Source organism: Peterkaempfera podocarpi (genome assembly GCF_042466665.1).
GTDB classification, from domain to species: domain Bacteria; phylum Actinomycetota; class Actinomycetes; order Streptomycetales; family Streptomycetaceae; genus Peterkaempfera; species Peterkaempfera podocarpi.
Map to the genome: position 1 here is coordinate 3,326,994 of NZ_CP162102.1, position 17,926 is coordinate 3,344,919.

A 17,926-nucleotide genomic window follows, 5' to 3' on the forward strand; every position below is an offset into this window, starting at 1 on the left:
CGCCGGGGCCGCCGCGGGGTGCGGTCAGAGCCGGGAGAGCTCCTCCACCAGGTCGTCCAGACCCAGCGACCCCTGCGAGAGCGCGGCCATGTGCCACGCCTTGAGGTCGAAGTCGGCACCGCGGGCGGCCCTCGCCGCCGCACGGCCCCGCAGCCAGGCCCGCTCACCCAGCTTGTAGGTGATGGCCTGGCCCGGCATCCCCAGATAGCGGACCAGTTCGCTGTCCAGGTAGTCCGCCGCGAGTCCGCAGTAACGGCCGAAGAACTCCCGGGTGGCCTGCGGGGTCATCGGCTCCCCCGGCCGGCACGGGGAGTCGGCGGGGAAGGCCAGCCCCAGGTGCATGCCGATGTCACCGATCACCCGCAGCACCCGCAGCATCTGGGCGTTGAGGTAGCCCAGCCGGGCGGCGGGGTCGGAGAGATGGCCCAGCTCGTCCATCAGGCGCTCGGCGTACAGCGCCCAGCCCTCGGTGTTGGCGCTGATCCTGCCCAGGGTGGTCTGGTAGGTGGAGAGGGTGTCGGCGACGTACTTCCACTGCCCGTGCTGGAGGTGGTGGCCGGGGACGCCCTCGTGGTACCAGGTGGAGACCAGGTCCCAGGTGGGGAAGCGGTGCTGACCGCGGGTGGGCAGCCAGGTGCGGCCCGGGCGGGAGAAGTCCAGCGACGGCGCGGTGTAGTAGGGGGCGGCGGCACTGCCGGGCGGCGCCAGCATGGACTCCACCCGCAGCAGCGGCTCCGCGAGGTCGAAGTGGCTGCCCTGGAGGTCCTGGATCGCCTGGTCCATCAGCCCCTGGAGCCAGTCCCTGGTCGCCTCGGCGCCCTCGATCGCCGGGCCGTGTTCCTTGAGGTACGCCATGGCCTCCAGCGGGGTGGCACCCGGCTTCACCCGGCCCGCCTCCGCCCGCATCTCCGCGTCCAGCTGGTGGAACTCGCTCCAGGCCCAGGCGAAGGCCTCGTCCAGGTCCGGTTCGGCCCCGGTCCAGTAGCGGACCAGACAGGCGTAGCGCTCCCGGCCCACGGTGTCCGCGGTGGCGGCCGCGGCGGGGGCGTAGCTGTCGCGGAGCCAGTCGCGAAGGCCTGCCAGCGCCGTGGCGGCGGCGGCCGCGGCGTCGTCCAGCTCTGCCCGCAGGGTCTCGGGGCCGCTGGCGGCGAAGTCGGCGAACCAGCTGCGTCCGGCGCCGGAGTCCAGCCACTCGGCGAGCTGCCCGACCACTGTGGAGACCTGTCTCGGGCCGGAGAGCAGTCCGCGCCGCGCACCCTCGGCGAGCGTCGCCCGATAGCCGTCCAGGGCCTGCGGGAGGCGGGCCATCCGGCGGGAGATCACCGCCCAGTCGGCGTCGCCGGCGGCCGGCATCAGGGTGAAGACATCGCGCAGTCCATGCAGCGGGGAGCCCAGATTGCGTACGGCACGCAGCTCCTCCCCTGTGTCGTGCAGGGCGAGTTGGGCGGTCAGCCGCTCCCGCAGCAGCCTGGCGCAGCGCGCCTCGGCGGGATCGGCGGCGACGGCGGTGTCCGCGGTGTCAAGCTCCGCGAGGGTGCTGCGGGCCAGCGCAGCGGTGGCCGCAAGGCCGTCGGGGGACAGGTCGGGGAGGCGGTCGTCTGCGGGGTTGAGCCCGAGATAGGTGGCGAGCGACGGATCGAGGTCGGCGAGCGCATGGACATAGGCATCGGCAGTACGCCGGGGGGTCGCCCGGTCGGCGGCGGTGGTGGTCGCTTGTTCGGCCATTCCGTCATCCTGGCGCAGCGGACCCGGTGGCGCTGCCCTTTGCCGCAGGGAGCGCCACCGGCCGCTGCTGCCGGGGCTGCGGGCCGGCCGGGGCCGGCTCCGCGGGTCACTCGTCGGGGTAGCGCAGCCCGATGCGGTCGCGGACGGTGTCCAGGGTCGCCATCAGGGAGAGGCTGCCGTCCAGCGGTACCAGGTCCGACTCGGTGGCCCCGGCCCGCAGGCAGCGCGTCACCTCCAGGGCCTCATGGGTATAGCCGTTGCCCGGCCCCCTCGGCACGGTGAAGGACTCCGGGTCGTGACCGTCGCGGTGCAGCACAAAGGCGTCGGGGTGGAAGAAGTCCCGGGCGACGACGATCCTGCCGCGGGTGCCGTTGACGGCGGCGTACTGCGAGGTGGCGGTGGTCAGCGAGCAGGAGAGGTTGGCCACCGCACCGCTGTCGTAGCCGAGCAGGATGCCGGTGTTCTCGTCCACCCCCTCGGGGTTGAGGGCGGCCCAGGCGGAGACCGCGGTGGGCGTGCCGAGGAAGAGCTGGGCGAAGGCGACCGGATAGACGCCGAGGTCCAGCAGGGCGCCGCCGCCCTGGGCGGGGTCGTGCAGCCGGTGGCCGGCCTGGTAGGGCACGGAGATGCCGAAGTCGGCGTGGACGGAGCGGACCTCACCGATGGCGCCGTCGGCGACCAGCTGCTGGATGCGGCGCACGGTGGGGTTGACGTACATCCACATGGCCTCCATCAGGAACAGCTCGCGCTTGCGGGCGAGGGTGACGAGGTCCTGTGCCTGGGCGAGGTTCAGGGTGAAGGGCTTCTCGCAGAGCACCGCCTTGCCCGCCTCCAGGCAGAGGGAGGCCGCGGCGTGGTGGGCGGAGTGCGGGGTGGCGACATAGACGACATCGATGTCGGGGTCGTCGGCCAGGTCCTGCCAGGTGCCGTAGGCGCGGGCTGCCCCGTGCCGGTCGGCGAAGCGGCGGGCGGACTCGACGGAGCGGGATCCCACGGCGGCGAGCTCGGCGTCGTCGGGGAGCAGGCGCAGGTCGTCGGCGAAGGAGGCGGCTATGCCGCCGGTGGCGATGATGCCCCAGCGGACGGGGCGATGGGCAGCGGTGGTCACCTTCGGCAGCGTACGTGCTGCGGCGGTCGCGTGGTACGGCCGGGCCGCCAGGTGAACGGGAAGTGGCGGCACAGGGGTTGACGATCCTACTGACAGAGAGTCTCATAAGGCGGAAGGGCCGCCGTCCGGCGGCCCTTGTACAGATGAGGGGATCGAGCCATGGGCATGAGGGCCCTCGAGAGTCCGGACGCGGACCGCGCGGTGGAGGCGGCGACCGCGATGCGGGACGCGCTGGGCGAGCTGACCGACCGCGAGCAGGTCGCCGAACGGCTGCTGGCCGCCTCCGACCGGCACTCCTTCGACCCTGACACCGATCTGGACTGGGACGCCCCGCTGGAGGAGGGCAAGTGGTTCCTGCCGGAGCGCCTGGTCTCCCTCTACGCCACCCCGCTCTGGGAGCGGATGAGCGAGCAGCAGCGGATCGAGCTCTCCCGGCACGAGGCGGCCAGCCTGGCCGGCGCCGGCATCTGGTTCGAGATCATCCTGATGCAGCTGCTCACCCGGCACATCTACGACCTGGACCCGACCAGCCGCCATGTGCGCTACGCCCTCACCGAGATGGCCGACGAGTGCCGCCACTCCAAGATGTTCGCCCGGCTGATCCAGAAGCTCGGCACCCCCGTCTACCGGCCGACCGGGCTCACCCACTTCCTCGGCCGGGTGCTGAAGACCATCGCCACCACCCCGGGCGCCTTCACCGCGACGCTGCTGGTGGAGGAGATCCTCGACCAGATGCAGCGCCAGACCTTCCCCGACGAGACGATCCAGCCGCTGATCCGCGGAGTCACCCGGATCCATGTGGTGGAGGAGTCACGGCACGTCCGCTACGCCCGTGAGGAGCTCCGCCGCCAGATGACCGACTGCCCGGCCTGGGAGCGGCAGTGGACCCGGCTGTCCTCCGGCGAGGCCGCGGTGGTCATCGCCCGCTCGCTGATCAGCCCCCGGGTGTACACGGAGGTCGGCCTGGATCCCAAGGTGGCACTGCAGCAGGCCAGAGGCAGTGAGCACCGCCGGGCCACCCTGCAGTGGTCGGCGCAGCGGCTCACCACCTTCCTGGACGAGATCGGTGTGCTGGCCGGTCCGGCGAAGCACGCCTGGCGGCGGTCCGGACTGCTTGCCTGAGCCCCGACTGCGGCGGTCCTGACTGCTTCTCCCCTGAGCGCCGACGGCGGTGGCCGTTAGGCTGGCCGCCATGCACGCCGAAGCAGCACCCACCGCCGAGCGCCCCCGCCGGGGCGCCTACCGCAGGCTCCCGGTGGAGCAGCGTCGCGAGCAGCTGATCGCGGTCGCCCTGGAGCTGTTCGCCACGCGCCCGCCGGAGGAGGTCTCGCTGGACGATGTGGCGGAGGCCGCCGGGGCGTCCCGGCCCCTGGTCTACCGCTACTTCGCGGGCGGCAAGCAGCAGTTGTACGAGGCGGCGCTGCGCAGCGCCGCACAGGAGCTGACCCGGCGCTTCGTCCAGCCCGCCACCGGGTCGCCGAGCCGCCGTCTGGCACAGGTGCTGGATCGTTACTTCGGCTTTGTGGCCGAGCATGACGCCGGATACGGTGCGCTGCTGCGCGGTGGTTCGGTGGTGGAGACCGAGCGGACCTCGGCGATCGTGGACGACGTCCGGCGGGCGGCCTTCCGGCATGTGATGCGGCATCTGGGGGTGCGTGAGCCGGGTCCCCGGCTGGCGCTGCTGGTGCGCTCCTGGATCTCGGTGGTGGAGGCCTCCGCCCTCACCTGGCTCGACGAGGGCCGGAGGATCCCCCGGGAGGAGCTGCGGGACTGGCTGGTGGACCAGTTCACCGCGATGTTCGCGGTGACGGCGCTGCATGACTCCCAGGCGGCCCAGGCCCTGTCGGCGATGCTCGCCCTGGAGACGGCGGACGGGCCGTCCTCGGGTGTGGCCGCGCTGCTGCTGCGCTCCGCCGGCGCCGCGGACGCCGCACCGGCCTGAGCAGCGGGGCGTCGTCGCGGGTGAGGGCGTCGCCGAGGTAGCGGTAGTCGATCAGGTCGGCGATGCGCTCCGGGTCCAGGTCGGCGAGCAGCATCCACAGCGGTGTGCGCCCGTACCGGGCGTACGGGTCCCACAGGGCGTTGACCACGGCGGCGACCGCCATGTGGATGACGCCCTTCTCCGGTCCCGGCCGGCGCAGTTGGCTGTCGTGGACCAGGGAGCGCGAGAAGGCTCCCGTGTCGGCGAAGACCGCCAGGGCGTCCAGACCCTCGACATGGCCGCGCAGTGCCCGATCGCGGCGACCTGGACATCGTTGCCGCGCCCGATGGTGAAGGCGAAGCCATAGCCCTCGGGGATGGCCGGGTCGTCGGTGGTGATCACCACAGAGGCGGCGGAGTAGCCGGGGTCGGGGTTCATCGCGTCGGAGCCGTCGAGCTTCCGGGACGTGGGGAAGCCCAGGTCGACGGTGCGCAGGTCGACGGTGCGCAGTCCGGTGATCCGCATTCCGGCGGTCAGGCCTTGCCTAAGGTCTGGCGCCGGCGGCCGAGGCCTTCGATCTCCAGCTCCATGACGTCGCCGGGCTGGAGGTAGGGGCCGGCGGGGCGTCCGGGACAGGCCAGGGGTGCTGCGCGGACGGCCGGTCGGAGGTCAGTCCCCGGTCGGAGCGGTGGAGGAGCGCAGCCACTCCTCGACACCGGCGATGTGCACCAGCGCATAGGCCTGCGCCAGGTCGGCCCGGCGGGCCCGCAGGGCGTCCAGGATCGCCCGGTGCTCGGCGAGCGTACGGGCCAGGGCTCCCTCGTCGGTGAGGCCCCGCCACACCCGGGCGCGGACCGTGGGGGAGCCGATCTGCGCCAGCAGCCCGCTGAGCACCGAGTTTCCGGCGGCGGCCACGATCCCCCGGTGGAAGTCCACATCGCACTCCACCAGTTCCTCCACGGTGGTGGCGGCCTCCGCCCGGCGCTGCAGCTCCTCCAGGCCGGCGAGCTGCTCCGCGGTGGCCCGCAGCGCTGCGGTGGCGGTCGCCGCGGGCTCCAGCATCCGGCGGACCTCCAGCACCTCCAGCAGCGAACCGCCGTGGCGCAGCTCCACCATGAAGCCCACCGCCTCCAGCAGCCGCTCCGGCTCAAGGCCGGTGACATAGGTGCCGTCGCCCTGCCGGACGTCCAGGACATGGATCAGCGACAGCGCACGGACCGCCTCACGCAGCGAGTTGCGGGACAGGCCCAGCATCGCGGCGAGGTCGGCCTCCCTGGGGAGCCGGTCGCCCGGACGCAGCCGGCCGGAGGCGATCATCTCCCGGATCCGGGTGATGGCCTCGTCCGTGACCGACACCGGCCCACCTCCCTTGATCCCCACCGCAGACGTCCGTCCATTGTGGCGGTCGGCGGCCGGTACGGCTACAACCGCTGCGTGCGACCCGGGACAACGCGGTCCGGGACAACGCGGTCCGGGACAACGCGGTCCGGAGCAACGCGGTTCAGAACAGCGCGGCCCGGAGGCAACGCGGTTCAGAACAGCGCGGCCCGGAACAGCGCGGTGCGGAACAACCCGGTGCGGAACAGCGCGGTCCGGCCCCTGCCGCCCGCCGGGTGTCCGACGGCTCGGCAGGGGCCGGATCCGTCCGCGCGGCCCTGGGGGGATGTCGGCCGCGAGGAGACAGGCGCGGAGCCCAGGGGGTTGGATCCGGCCTGCCACCCTCACGTTACGCAGCTTCCCTGATCGCACACTGAGCGGCGCTTGAGAGACGGCTGAGAGAGATCCCGGGGCCCGCCCGCGGATGCCGCGCCGATGCGCCGCCGACGGAGCCCGCGGCCCGGATCCGGTTGGACCGCCCGACGGCCCCCGGTCCCTGACGGGCCCTGGTCCACACCCTGTGCACAGGTGGGAGGATGGCCGGGTCAGGTGCGGCGGCGCGGCCCGCACCGGCTGACCTGAGGTGGGCGAGATGGCCAGGCGGGCTCCCGAGAGCGATCCGGCACAGGATGCGCCGGAGGTCGGCGCGCCCCAGCGCGCGGCGGCGGGCGTCCCCGCCGTCGTCAAGAGCCTGCGGACGGCGGGCAGGCAGATGAGCGCCCGGCGCACCCTCGCCACCCTGCGCAGGGTCAACCAGCCCAACGGCTTCGACTGCCCCGGCTGCGCCTGGCCCGAGCCGGACAAGCCGCACATCGCGGAGTTCTGCGAGAACGGTGCCAAGGCCGTCGCGGAGGAAGCGACCGAGCGGCGAATAGGGCCGGAGTTCTTCGCCGCGCACCCGGTCTCGGAGCTGGCCGGGCGGTCCGGCTACTGGCTCGGGCAGCAGGGACGGCTGACCGAGCCGCTGCTGCTGGACGAGGGCGCCGACCGCTATGTCCCGATCAGCTGGGACCGCGCCTTCGGCATCGTCGCCGAGGAACTCGGCGCGCTGGGCTCCGCCGACGAGGCCGCCTTCTACACCTCCGGGCGCACCGGCAACGAGGCCGCCTTCGTCTACCAGTTGCTCGCCCGCAGGATGGGGACCAACAACCTCCCCGACTGCTCCAACATGTGCCATGAGTCCTCCGGCTCGGCACTGGTGGAGACGCTGGGAGTGGGCAAGGGCAGCGTCCATCTCAAGGACCTCTACCAGGCGGACCTGATCATCGTCGCCGGGCAGAACCCCGGCACCAACCACCCCCGGATGCTCTCCGCGCTGGAGCGCGCCAAGCGGGCGGGCGCCAGGATCGTCAGCGTCAACCCGCTGCCGGAGGCCGGCCTGGAGCGGTTCAAGAACCCGCAGACCCCGCGCGGCCTGGTCGGCGGCGGCACCCGGCTGACCGACCTCTTCCTGCAGATCCGGCTGGGCGGCGACCTGGCGCTGTTCCGCGCCCTCAACCTGCTGCTGCTGGAGGCGGAGGACAAGGCGCCCGGCACGGTCCTGGACCGGGACTTCATCGAGCAGCACTGCCTGGGCTTCGAGGAGTGGGCCGAGGATGCCCGCTCCACCTCCTGGGACGCGGTACTGGCCGCCACCGGCCTGCCCGAGCAGCAGATCCGCGAGCTGGCCGCGCTGGTGCTGGACTCCCGCAAGGTGATCGTCTGCTGGGCGATGGGCCTCACCCAGCACAAGCACTCGGTGCCCACCATCCGCGAGGTGGTCGACTTCCTGCTGCTGCGCGGCAATGTGGGCCGTCCCGGCGCCGGTGTCTGCCCGGTGCGCGGCCACAGCAATGTGCAGGGCGACCGCACCATGGGGATCTTCGAACGGCCCGCCAAGGCCTTCCTGGACGCCCTCGGCCGGGAGTTCGACTTCGAGCCGCCGCGCCACCACGGCTTTGACACGGTGGACACCATCCGGGCCATGCGGGACGGCCGGGTGAAGGTCTTCTTCGCCATGGGCGGCAACTTCGTGGCCGCCTCCCCCGACACCCTGGCCACCGAGGCGGCGATGCGCCGCTGCCGGCTGACGGTGCATGTCTCCACCAAGCTCAACCGGTCGCATGTGGTGACCGGTGCCCGCGCGCTGATCCTGCCGACCCTGGGCCGCACCGACCTGGACCGCACCACCAAGGGGCGGCAGTTCGTCACCGTGGAGGACTCCATGGGGATGGTGCACGCCTCGCGTGGCGCGCTCCGTCCGCCCTCGCCGCAGCTGCTCTCCGAGGTCGCCATCGTCTGCCGGCTGGCGCGGCGGGTGCTGGGACCGGAGGACCAGGTGCCGTGGGAGGACTTCGCGGAGTCCTACGACATCATCCGCGACCGGATCGCCCGGGTGATCCCGGGCTTCGAGGACTTCAACGAGCGGGTGCGCACCCCCGGCGGCTTCGCCCTGCCGCACGCTCCCCGCGACACCCGTACCTTCCCCACCGCCACCGGCAAGGCGAACTTCACCGTCAACCCGCTGACCGCCCCCGAGGTGCCGCCCGGCCGGCTGCTGCTGCAGACCCTGCGCTCCCACGACCAGTACAACACCACGGTCTACGGCCTGGACGACCGCTACCGAGGCATCAAGGACGGCCGGCGGGTGGTGCTGGTGAACCCGGACGACGCCCGCGAGCTGGGCCTGGCCGACGGTGCTTACGTCGATCTCGTCAGCGAGTGGAGCGACGAAGTGGAGCGGCGCGCCCCGCACTTCCGCGTCGTGCACTACCCCACGGCCCGCGGCTGCGCGGCGGCCTACTACCCGGAGACCAACGTCCTGGTTCCGCTGGACTCCACGGCCGACACCAGCAACACGCCCACCTCCAAGTCGGTGGTGGTCCGCTTCGAGGCGGACAGCGGGGAGGAGTGACGGCGCCCGTCACTCCTGCTCGGCCAGCTCCAGCAGCCGCACGACGGTGTTCCAGTTGCGGAGGGTGGCGGTGACGGTCAGGCGCCGGTCCAGGAGGGCCGGCAGCCTGGCGTTGCGCACCCCGTCGGGGAGGCTGAGGTAGATGTCGCGGCCGACGACTCGCATCTCCTCCGGGGCATAGGCGGCCAGGTCGAGGCCGGCCGTGAATTCCGGTCCGGGTTCGGCCGCGAGGAACGAGACCAGGAACCTCGTCGGGTCCTGCACCTCCATGGGGTTGCCGTCGACCACCGCGCGCAGTTCGGCGGCGGTGCGCACCACCACGGGCACGTTCAGCCCGAGCCGGGTCGCGATGCGCTGCTCGACGGCGGCGGCGATCTCCCGGTCCGTACGGCCGGGTGCGGTGAGGACCGCGTTGCCGCTCTGCAGATGGGTCCTGACCCCGGTGCCGAGCTCACCCAGCAGGTCCCGCAGGTCGGCCATGGCGATCCGGTTGCGGGTACCCAGGTTGATGCCGCGCAGCAGAGCCACATACCTGGTCATGGCGGGACTCTAGCGCGCTCCGCTCCATTGACATGCTTGGTCCATACCTAGTTCAGTGGTCTAGTCCTTTCTGGACGCCTCCCCGACACCCCCCCACGCCCGTGTCGACCCAGGAGCACCGCATCATGCGCAGACCACGCCCCCATCCGCGCCCGCTCACCGCCGCCGCCACCGCACTGGCCACCGCGGCCGCCGCCACACTTGCCGCAGCCATCGGCTTCGCACCGGCCGCACACGCCGGGGAGTTCCTGACCAACGGCGGCTTCGAGAGCGGCCTCTCCGGCTGGAGCTGCAGCAACGGCAGTGCCGTCACCGGCCACGCCCACAGCGGCAGTTACGCCCTGGCCGGCGCCGCCTCCGCCAGCGACACCGCACAGTGCACCCAGACCGTGCCGGTGGCGCCCAGCACCACCTACACCCTGTCGTCCTATGTCAACGGGGCCTATGTCTACCTCGGGGTGGACGGCGGTGCCAGCACCTGGACGCCCTCCACCGGCGGAGCGTACAGCAAGCTCTCGCTCTCCTTCACCACCGGCGCCACCCAGACCAGCGCCACCGTCTATCTGCACGGCTGGTACGGACAGGGCACCTACTACGCCGACGACGTGTCCCTGGACGGACCGGGCGCCCCCGCCACCACACCGCCGCCCACCAGTCAGCCGCCGACCAGTCAGCCGCCGACCTCCCAGCCCCCCACCAGCCAGCCGCCCACCACACCGCCCCCGACGACGCCCCCGCCCAGCAACGGGCTGCCCGCGCACGCCCTGGTCGGCTATCTGCACGCCAGCTTCGCCAACGGCTCGGGCTACACCCGGGTGTCCGATGTGCCGGCCGACTGGGACGTGATCGACCTGGCCTTCGGTGAGCCCACCTCACCCACCTCCGGGGACATCCGCTTCAACCGGTGCTCCGTCTCCGAGTGTCCGACCGTGGAGTCCGACACCGACTTCAAGGCGGCCATCCAGGCCAAGCGCGCCCAGGGGAAGAAGGTGCTGCTCTCCATCGGCGGCGCCAACGGGCAGGTCCAGCTGACCACCACCGCGGCACGCGACACCTTCGTCAGCTCGGTCTCGGCGATCATCGACAAGTGGGGCCTGGACGGCGTCGACATCGACTTCGAGGGCCACTCGCTCGCCCTGGACACGGGCGACACCGACTTCAAGAACCCGACCACCCCGGTGATCGTCAATCTGATCTCCGCGCTGAAGAGCCTCAAGGCCCGCTACGGCTCCGGCTTCGTGCTGACCATGGCCCCGGAGACCTTCTTTGTGCAACTGGGCTACCAGTACTACGGATCCGGCCCCTGGGGCGGCCAGGACCCGCGGGCGGGCGCCTATCTGCCGGTGATCTACGCACTCCGCGGTGACCTGACCCTGCTGCACGTCCAGGACTACAACTCCGGCTCCATCATGGGCCTGGACAACCAGTACCACTCGATGGGCGGCGCCGACTTCCACATCGCCATGACCGACATGCTGCTCGCCGGCTTCCCGGTGGCGGGCAACACCGCCAACCTCTTCCCCGCCCTGGCACCCTCCCAGGTCGCGATCGGCATGCCCGCCAACCAGAACGCCGGCAACGGCTATGTGGCCCCGGCCGAGGTGGACAAGGCGCTGGACTGCCTCACCAAGGGCAGCAACTGCGGCTCGTACACCCTGCACGGCGGCACCCACTCCGACCTGCGTGGGCTGATGACCTGGTCGGTCAACTGGGACCGCTTCAGCAGCTGGGAGTTCTCCAGGAACTTCGACAGCTACTTCGGCTGATCCCGTCCGCCCTGCTGCCCGGCCGTCAGCCCAGCTCCGTGGGCAGGTCGGACAGCAGGGCGGAGCTGTCCGGGGTGCCGGCGGCCGCCGAGTCGGACGGATCCGCCGAAGCCGACGCGGACTCCGAGGGCGACTCGGAGGCCGGGTCGGAGGCCGACTCCGAGGGCGACGCGGAGGAGGAGTCCGAGGACGAGGGGCTGGGCGACCCGGAGGCGGACGCGGACCCGCTGGGGCTGCCCGAGGGCCCCGCCGACGAGCCGCTGGACGGACTGCCCGGCGCGGAGGAGGAGGGCTGCTGCGTGGGGTCGGCCGGCTTGGCGGGCGGCGCGGGCTTGTAGGGCTTGGGCTTGCCCCCGTCATGGATGTCGACACCCAGGATCGGAGTGGTGGTGTCCGTGCCGCCGGGGATCTTGGGCATCTTCCACGTGCCGCCGTCGCCCGCGTCCGAGGGGTCCGGGCGCACGGCGCCCAGGATCGGCATACCGCCCATCGGCGACACCTTGACGAAGGCACCGGGGCGGGGGGCCTGGATGATCAGGCCGGCGCCTATGTACATCGCCACATGGGTGGCACCGCTGAAGTAGACCACCAGGTCGCCGGGGCGCAGCTGGTTGAGCGGGATGTGCTGGAGCTGCGCCCACTGCTGCTGGCTGGTGCGCGGTATCGGCAGCCCTGCGTGCAGCCACGCCTGCGAGGTGAGGCCGGAGCAGTCGAAGACATCCGGTCCGGACCCGCCCCACACATAGGGCTTGCCCAGCTGCTCGAAGGCGTACTGCAGCGCCTTGCGCCCGGCCTTGGACGGGGCCCGCTCGCCCTTGCCGAGGACACCGGAGGCAAGGAAGTCCAGCTGGGCCTGGTCGGCCTCCTGCTTCTCCAGCTTCTCCAGCTCGGCCCGCTGGGCGCCGGTGAGCGCCGCGACGGCCTTCTCCACGGCGTCCAGCTGCTTCTGTACGGCGTCCCGCGCGGACTGCTGCTGCCCGGTCAGCTGCTGCACCGTCCTCAGGTTGCCCTCGGCCTGGGTCTTGAGCGCGGTCAGGTCGGACTGGTCGGCCTTGAGCCCGTCCAGCAGCTGCGCCTGGGCGTCTCCGGCGCGCTGCAGGTCCTGACCGCGGTCCAGGGCCTCGTAGGGGCTCTCGGCGAGCAGCAGTTCGGCATAGCCGGAGAGCGAGCCGTTGCGGTACTGGGCGCGGGCGAGTTCGGCGGCGAGCTCGGTGCCCGCGTCGACCTGCGTCTGCTTCTCGGCGACCCGGCGCGTCAGGTCGGCGACGATCGCGGTGTGCTGGCGCAGCTGGTCCGAGGCGTCGTTGTACCGCTCGGTGGCCTCCTCGGCCTTCTGGTACAGGTCGTGCAGCTCATCCAGCAGCGGGCCCAGCGTCGCCCTGGCCTTCGCCAGCGGGTCGGACGCGGTCGTGCCGGCGAGCGTCGCCGGGTTGGGCGCGGCCCAGGCCGTCTGGACGGTGGCCGGCAGTGCCAGCGCGGCGACGGCCAGTACGGCTCCGCACCTCAGTGCGGCCCGGACCCACGGCCTCGCCGGTGTCACTCCCCTGCCCTCGGCCTGCTGCCCCACCGCCATGAACCCTGCCTCCCTGTGCGATCGGCAGACCCTCGTCCCTGACGGATCCGCTCCCGAACCCGGTCGATCCTGCCATGGAGGCACCCACCAACGGCAGGGGGCCCAGCTGACTCCGGGTGAATTCTCATCGGAGAGAGGACATCCGGCCCCGGCCCGGGGTTGTACCGGGGCCGGGGCCGGACCGGGCGGCGCGTCAGGCCTGGGGGGCGACCGATCCCAGGTAGGCACCGGCCTTCTCCGGCTCGAAGAACCACTCCTCGAAGTCGGCCGGGTCGTCGAAGCCCTTGGCGAAGCGGTCGGCCACGGGCTGCAGCTGACCGGCCGCGCCGATCAGGTTGAGGACATGCTCCGGCGGCGGCGCCAGCATGGCGTTGGTCCACTTGGTGACATGCCGGGCGGAGTCCCAGTAGCGGTCGAAGGCCGCCTGCATGAAGTCCCGGTCGAAGGGCTTGTCACCGTGCTCCAGGATGGCGTCCAGATAGGCGGCGGCACACTTGGAGGCGTTGTTGGAACCCTGCCCGGTGATGGGGTCGTTGGCGACCACCACATCGGCGACGCCCAGCGCGAACCCGCCGCCGGGCAGCACGGCGACCGGGTTGCGGACCACCGGGGCGTAGCGACCGGCCAGGACACCGCCCGCGTCGGTCAGCTCCACACCGCCGGCCGCGCGCTCGTACTCCCAGGGCGTGAAGGTGCGCATCAGCTCCAGGGTGGTCCGCAGGTGCTCCTCCGGGTCCTTGACACCGGTGAAGACATCCAGCGGGCCACCGGGGATGCCCTCCCAGAAGAGGATGTCGCAGCGGCCGGAGGTGGTCAGGCTGGGCATCACAAAGAGCTCGCCGACGCCCGGCACCAGGTTGCAGCGCACCGCCTCGAAGTCGTGCTCGGGGCGCGGGCCGAGGCCGTGCACATAGGAGACGGCCAGGGCGCGCTGCGGCACGTCGTACGGGGAGCGGGAGGCGTCCCGGCCGAACATCGACACCAGTTCGCCCTTGCCCGCGGCGACCAGCACCAGGTCATAGCTGCGCGAGAAGTAGTCCAGGTCGGAGACGGTGACGCCGTGCACCACGACCTGGCCGCCGCGCCGGGCGAAGGTCTCCAGCCAGCCGGCCATCTTCAGCCGCTGGTCCACGGACTGGGCGTAGCCGTCCAGGTGCCCGACCCAGTCGATGACCCGGCTGCCGTCCGGCCCGGCCACCGAGACCCCGACGCCCTCGATACGGGGCGCCTGGTCCTCCCAGAGGTTCAGACCGAGGTCGCGCTCGTGCTGCAGTGCGGTGCTGAACATGCACTGGGTGGACATCACCCGGCCGTTGCGGATCTCGTCGGCCGTGCGGTTGGTCATCACCGTGACGTCATAACCGTGCGACTGCAGACCCAGGGCCAGCTGGAGTCCGGACTGCCCGGCTCCGACGATCAGTATCTTGCTCATGGGGGTTGTTCGGCTCCTCGACTAGCCAGCAGTGGTCAGTTGACGTGCCCTCAAACCCCCCGTCGAGCACAGTTGATCATCCTTGCACCGTCAGTGCGTGCACCACCAGAGTGGTCAGCGCCTCCGCGACCGAGCCCCGCGCCCGGGCGTCGCAGAGCACCACCGGGATCTCCGGCGGTACGGCCAGGGAGTCGCGGACGTCGTTCGCGGAGTAGTTCGGGGCGCCGTCGAACTGGTTGACCGCCACGATGAACGGCAGTCCGCATCCCTCGAAGTAGTCCAGCGCCGGAAAGCTGTCCGCGAGCCGCCGGGTGTCCGCCAGCACCACCGCGCCGATCGCCCCGCGCACCAGGTCGTCCCACATGAACCAGAACCGCTGCTGGCCCGGGGTGCCGAAGAGATAGAGGACCAGATCGTCCTCCAGGCTGATCCGGCCGAAGTCCATGGCCACCGTGGTGGTGGTCTTGTCCGGGGTCGCCGAGGCGTCGTCGATGCCCTCGCCGGCCTGGGTCATCACCGCCTCGGTGGTGAGCGGGACGATCTCGGAGACCGAGGCCACAAAGGTGGTCTTGCCCACCCCGAAGCCGCCCGCCACCACGATCTTGGTGGAGGTGGCGTTCCCGGTCGGACTCAGCGGGATGCCGGGCACGCCCCGCGGGTCCGCCGCGGCGGCCGAGGCCGGTCCGGTCGGGCGGCCTCCGGCCGGCCCCGCCGTCACGGTCTCAGAGCTTGCGAAGTCCACCCAGCACCCTTTCCAGCAGCGCCCGGTTCGCGGTCGAACCTGCGGTCATCCCGTCACCTGTGTCCTGCATGTCCCCGTAGCCGTCGCCCCCGGGCGCCCCGTGCACCCTGATCCTGCCCTGGTCGGCGAGATCGCTGACCAGCACCCGGACCACACCCAGCGGGATGCGCAGCAGCGCCGCGATCTCCGCGATGGAGCGCATGTGGCCCCGGCAGAGCTCGCAGATGGCGTCCAGCTCCGGAAGGCCCCCGCCCTCCGCGGTGGCGGGGCGGTTGAGCGCGGAGACCAGGGTCTCCACCAGCAGCACATGCCCGAAGCGGGTCCGGCCACCGGTGATCGCATACGGACGGACCCGGGAGGCCCGCCCGGCGCCAGGGCGCCGCACGGGCCCTGTGCTGTGCTCGCTGCCGCGCACAGACCCACCTTTCACGGAGGTCATCGGGCGGCCATCGCCCGGTGGAGTTCGCTGCGGACCTCGGGGGTGAGCGCGTGCCCGGCCCGCTCGACGAGCAGCGCCATCTGGTACGCGACCACGCTGAGGTCGCAGTCGAGCGAGGCGTGCACTCCGAGGCACGAGCCGTCGCTGATCGCCATCAGGAAGAGGTGACCGCCGTCCATGGTCACGATGGTCTGCCTGACCGCGCCATTGCCCAGCACCCGGGAGGCACCGGCACCCAGGCTGACCAGCCCGGACACCACCGCCGCCAGGTCCTGGGCCCGGCTCGCCCCTTCGGATGCCGCGAGCAGCAGGCCGTCGGAGGAGACCACCACCACGTCCTGCAGTCCGCGCACTCCCGAAGCGAAGTCCGAGAGCAGCCACCTCACCTTGTGGGCCTCCTGGCTGACCCCGGATCCGCCCGGGCCGCCGCGGGCCATCACCGGCGCACCGGCCGCGCCGCCAATCGTCATCTGCTTGCCTCCTCGCTTGAGGAACCGCCGATCCCCCGACTGCTCTCCCCCGCGTCCCCCGTCCCTGCCGCCCTCTGCCGCGACGGCTCCGCCGCCGGGGCCTGCTCCTGGGCGGTGTCCTGCGCCACCGCTTCCCGCCCGCGCCCTGCCGTCTGCGGGGCCGCCTCGCCCTGCGACGTCTCCTGGGCGGCCTCCCGGGCCGCCTGCCGCAGTCCGCTCTGGAACCCGCCGAGCCTGCGGCGGAGTTCGGCGGCGGAGGTGGAACCGGTGCTCTCACCCGGGCGCGAGCTCTCCCTGCGCAGCCCCGATCCCGGCGCCTCACCGGTGCCGGGCAGGCCGCCGCCGCGGGGCACCCGGCGGGGCAGCCCGAGCCTGGTCACCGGGCCGTCCTGCGACAGGTCGCCGTCCTCCGGCCGCGTCGCGCCGGGGTCCGCCGCCTCCACGGGAGCGGCCGGTTCGGGAGCAGCCGGTTCGGGAGCAGCGGGTTCGGGAGCAGCGGGTTCCGCGGGAGCCGCACCGCGGCGCGGCCGGGTCTCCCCGGCGGGCTCGGCACTGCGGCTGTGGCGGCCGTCGTCGAGCCGCCGCCCGCCCCGGTCGTCCGCCCCCCGGTCGTCCGCCGCGAGGTCATCCACCACGAGATCGTCCGCCGCGAGATCGTCCGCCGCGGCCGCGGGGGCCGGGATCGCCGCTCCCCGCCTGGGCAGCGGCGGGTTCTGCGCCGTCGGCACCGCCGGGGGCGCGGCCGGCGCCGGCTCCGCGGCGGCCGCCTCCCGCTCGGCCGAGCGCTGCTCGTCCAGCTCCGCGGCCGTCAGGTCGGCCTCCAGCATGGCCTCGCGCGGCACCACCACGATGGCGGTGACACCACCACCGGTGACCGTCTCCCGCAGCTGCACCCGCACGCCGTGGCGGCGGGCCAGCCGGGAGACCACGAAGAGTCCCATGCTGCGCGCCGAGGCGGTCTGCTCGCGCCATGGGGCCTTGCCGGAGAGCGGTGCGGCGTCGCCCGGATCCGGGTGGTCCAACTGCTCGTTGATCTCCCGCAGGCGCTCGGCGGGGATGCCGATACCGCGGTCCACCACGGAGATCATCAGCTCGCCGTTGTCCAGCAGCCAGCCGCCGACCTCCACCACGTCCTGCGGCGGGGAGAAGGCGGTGGCGTTCTCCAGCAGCTCGGCGACCAGGTGGCTGGTGTCGTCGGCGGCGCCGCCGATCAGCCGCACCCGGGGCAGGAACTGGATGCGCACCCGCTCATAGCGCTCGATCTCGGAGACGGCGGCACGGAGCACATCCAGCAGCGGGACGTTGCGGTTGCCCCGGCGGCTGTTCTCCAGGCCCGCGAGCAGCAGCATGTTCTCGCTGTTGCGCCGCATCCGGGTGGCGAGATGGTCCAGCCGGTAGAGGTTGTCCAGCTGCTCCGGGTCGCCCTCGCGGCCCTCCAGGGTCTCGATCAGTACCAGCTGCCGCTCGACCAGGGTCAGGGTGCGCATCGCCAGATTGACGAAGGTGGCGTCGACGCTGCCCTGCAGCTCGTCCCGTTCCGCGGTGAGTTCGTCGCGCTCGGCGGCGAGCCCGGTCCGTTCGGCGGAGAGCGCCTGGAGCTGGCCGGCGAGGGCCTGGAGCTGTGCCATCCTGCCGTCCCGCTCGGCCAGCAGCTGGTCGCGGTCGACGATCAGGGCGTCCCGCTCCCCCGCCAGCCGGTCGCGCTCGGCGACCGTCCGGTCGCGCTCGCGCAGCAGCGGGCGGACCATCGTCCGCCGCACCGCGGTGACCAGGCCCCAGGCCGCGGCGACCGCGGCGGCGGCGGCGGCCGTGCCCAGCACCGCGGTGGTGCCGCCGGTCGCTGCTCCGCAGCCGGTGGTCAGCAGGGTCGCGGGCACGCCTACGGCGGCCCACGCTGCGGCCCGCGGCCGGCGGTGGCCGGCCGGCCGCTCGTCCCCGTT

15 protein-coding genes are annotated in these 17,926 nt (G+C 72.6%); 4 read left to right on the plus strand and 11 right to left on the minus strand.

Annotated elements, in window-relative coordinates; genetic code table 11:
• Positions 1–24: 24 nt before the first annotated feature.
• Together AB0761_RS14430 and AB0761_RS14435 are read right to left on the minus strand one after the other, a co-directional pair.
• Positions 25–1,725, minus strand: coding sequence for a DUF885 domain-containing protein (locus AB0761_RS14430; RefSeq protein WP_377269397.1), 1,701 nt, complete (start codon positions 1,723–1,725; stop codon positions 25–27).
• Positions 1,726–1,831: 106 nt separating this feature from the next.
• Positions 1,832–2,842: a Gfo/Idh/MocA family protein gene (locus AB0761_RS14435; RefSeq protein WP_377274090.1), complete on the minus strand. Its 1,011-nt coding sequence runs from the start codon at positions 2,840–2,842 to the stop codon at positions 1,832–1,834.
• Positions 2,843–2,998: 156 nt separating this feature from the next.
• On the opposite strand from AB0761_RS14435, the gene AB0761_RS14440 reads away from it, so the two are divergent.
• Both AB0761_RS14440 and AB0761_RS14445 read left to right on the plus strand, forming a co-directional pair.
• On the plus strand, positions 2,999–3,955 hold the full coding sequence (locus tag AB0761_RS14440) for a diiron oxygenase (protein WP_377269398.1): 957 nt from the start codon (positions 2,999–3,001) through the stop codon (positions 3,953–3,955).
• Positions 3,956–4,025: 70 nt separating this feature from the next.
• On the plus strand, positions 4,026–4,775 hold the full coding sequence (locus AB0761_RS14445; protein WP_377269399.1) for a TetR/AcrR family transcriptional regulator: 750 nt from the start codon (positions 4,026–4,028) through the stop codon (positions 4,773–4,775).
• Between the two features lie 51 nt (positions 4,776–4,826).
• On the opposite strand, the gene AB0761_RS14450 is transcribed toward AB0761_RS14445, so the two are convergent.
• Entirely contained in the window at positions 4,827–5,279 is a 453-nt protein-coding gene (locus tag AB0761_RS14450) for a hypothetical protein (protein WP_377269400.1), read from the minus strand.
• Positions 5,280–5,423: 144 nt separating this feature from the next.
• Complete coding sequence (locus tag AB0761_RS14455) at positions 5,424–6,110, minus strand: FadR/GntR family transcriptional regulator (protein WP_377269401.1); 687 nt, start codon at positions 6,108–6,110, stop codon at positions 5,424–5,426.
• Between the two features lie 613 nt (positions 6,111–6,723).
• Here AB0761_RS14455 and AB0761_RS14460 point away from each other — a divergent pair.
• Positions 6,724–9,024: an FdhF/YdeP family oxidoreductase gene (locus AB0761_RS14460; protein ID WP_377269402.1), complete on the plus strand. Its 2,301-nt coding sequence runs from the start codon at positions 6,724–6,726 to the stop codon at positions 9,022–9,024.
• Between the two features lie 9 nt (positions 9,025–9,033).
• Here AB0761_RS14460 and AB0761_RS14465 read toward each other — a convergent pair whose 3' ends face one another.
• Positions 9,034–9,564, minus strand: coding sequence for a DUF1697 domain-containing protein (locus tag AB0761_RS14465; RefSeq protein WP_377269403.1), 531 nt, complete (start codon positions 9,562–9,564; stop codon positions 9,034–9,036).
• Positions 9,565–9,689: 125 nt separating this feature from the next.
• Between AB0761_RS14465 and AB0761_RS14470 the strand changes: the two genes are divergently transcribed.
• A complete protein-coding gene (locus AB0761_RS14470) occupies positions 9,690–11,330 on the plus strand; it encodes a chitinase (protein WP_377269404.1) in 1,641 nt (546 codons plus the stop codon).
• Positions 11,331–11,355: 25 nt separating this feature from the next.
• Here AB0761_RS14470 and AB0761_RS14475 read toward each other — a convergent pair whose 3' ends face one another.
• From AB0761_RS14475 to AB0761_RS14500, 6 genes are all read right to left on the minus strand, one after another.
• Complete coding sequence (locus AB0761_RS14475) at positions 11,356–12,903, minus strand: NlpC/P60 family protein (protein ID WP_377269405.1); 1,548 nt, start codon at positions 12,901–12,903, stop codon at positions 11,356–11,358.
• Between the two features lie 193 nt (positions 12,904–13,096).
• Positions 13,097–14,335, minus strand: a complete 1,239-nt coding sequence (locus AB0761_RS14480; protein WP_377269406.1) for a styrene monooxygenase/indole monooxygenase family protein — start codon at positions 14,333–14,335, stop codon at positions 13,097–13,099.
• A gap of 76 nt (positions 14,336–14,411) precedes the next feature.
• Positions 14,412–14,984, minus strand: a complete 573-nt coding sequence (locus AB0761_RS14485) for an ATP/GTP-binding protein (protein ID WP_377269407.1) — start codon at positions 14,982–14,984, stop codon at positions 14,412–14,414.
• Between the two features lie 73 nt (positions 14,985–15,057).
• Positions 15,058–15,516 carry a DUF742 domain-containing protein gene (locus AB0761_RS14490; protein ID WP_377269408.1) on the minus strand — a complete coding sequence of 153 codons (459 nt, stop codon included), beginning with the start codon at positions 15,514–15,516 and terminating at the stop codon, positions 15,058–15,060.
• Positions 15,513–15,986: a roadblock/LC7 domain-containing protein gene (locus tag AB0761_RS14495; RefSeq protein WP_377269409.1), complete on the minus strand. Its 474-nt coding sequence runs from the start codon at positions 15,984–15,986 to the stop codon at positions 15,513–15,515. The genes AB0761_RS14490 and AB0761_RS14495 overlap by 4 nt, the downstream gene beginning before the upstream one ends.
• On the minus strand, positions 15,983–17,863 hold the full coding sequence (locus tag AB0761_RS14500) for a sensor histidine kinase (protein WP_377269410.1): 1,881 nt from the start codon (positions 17,861–17,863) through the stop codon (positions 15,983–15,985). The genes AB0761_RS14495 and AB0761_RS14500 overlap by 4 nt, the downstream gene beginning before the upstream one ends.
• Positions 17,864–17,926 lie beyond the last annotated feature (63 nt).